This window comes from Pauljensenia sp. UMB6358 (assembly GCF_030216865.1).
GTDB classification, from domain to species: domain Bacteria; phylum Actinomycetota; class Actinomycetes; order Actinomycetales; family Actinomycetaceae; genus Pauljensenia; species Pauljensenia turicensis_A.
In genome coordinates, this window is sequence record NZ_JASOMS010000028.1 from 1 (window position 1) to 640 (window position 640).

Sequence of the window (640 nt, forward strand, 5' to 3'; positions counted from 1 at the left end):
CTACATCCCCTTGGCCAGGTCAAAGCGGAAACGCTCCACCCAAATCCTTGCGGAAACTGCGGACATGTTCGGCTACAACCTGGTCGCTAAACCTAAAAAGTTCGCGGACGGGCGCGGCCCCGGCGGCCCATATGAGAACCCAGGCGGGGTAACCCAAATATTCCACATGGATATCAAACTGAACTCGGACAGGCTTCCCAACCAGGACGAAACGGACGAGTTCGGGCGCGCTCTCATGTGGTATTTGAAGGGGAATACGCTCGCGTCTAACCAGATAGTTAGGAGCATCTAAGTGTGGGATTCTAGGTTTACTCTGTCGGCTCCGGGCGTGGAATACACGTTCGGGGCCGGGACGGGGGCGAAGATCGCGTCTACAAAACCAGCTGGCATTGAGCGTGAGACTAAACGCCAGCTACGGGGAGATGGGCGCGGCTACCACCTACAAAAGGACCTGTTAAAGCCGGGCGTGTGGGAATGGGGCCTAATCCTATTCGAGCACGAGGGGATCACTCCGAGGGGACAGTTAGACAGGTTACAAGGGGCTTGGACTGCCGCCCGTAAAAGCGGCGAGACTGCCCTCCTCCGGTGGGACTCTGACGAGGACGAAAAACTCATTATTGGCAGGCCAGGCAGGTTACAA

General features: G+C 57.0%; 2 protein-coding genes. Both read left to right on the forward strand.

Annotated features, from left to right (window positions below; translation table 11 throughout):
- The coding region (locus QP381_RS08465) for a hypothetical protein (protein WP_285068478.1) at positions 1-292 on the forward strand (292 nt) is incomplete at its 5' end.
- A gap of 36 nt (positions 293-328) precedes the next feature.
- Positions 329-640, forward strand: a 312-nt coding sequence (locus tag QP381_RS08470) for a hypothetical protein (protein WP_285068480.1), incomplete at its 3' end; no start/stop codon positions are given.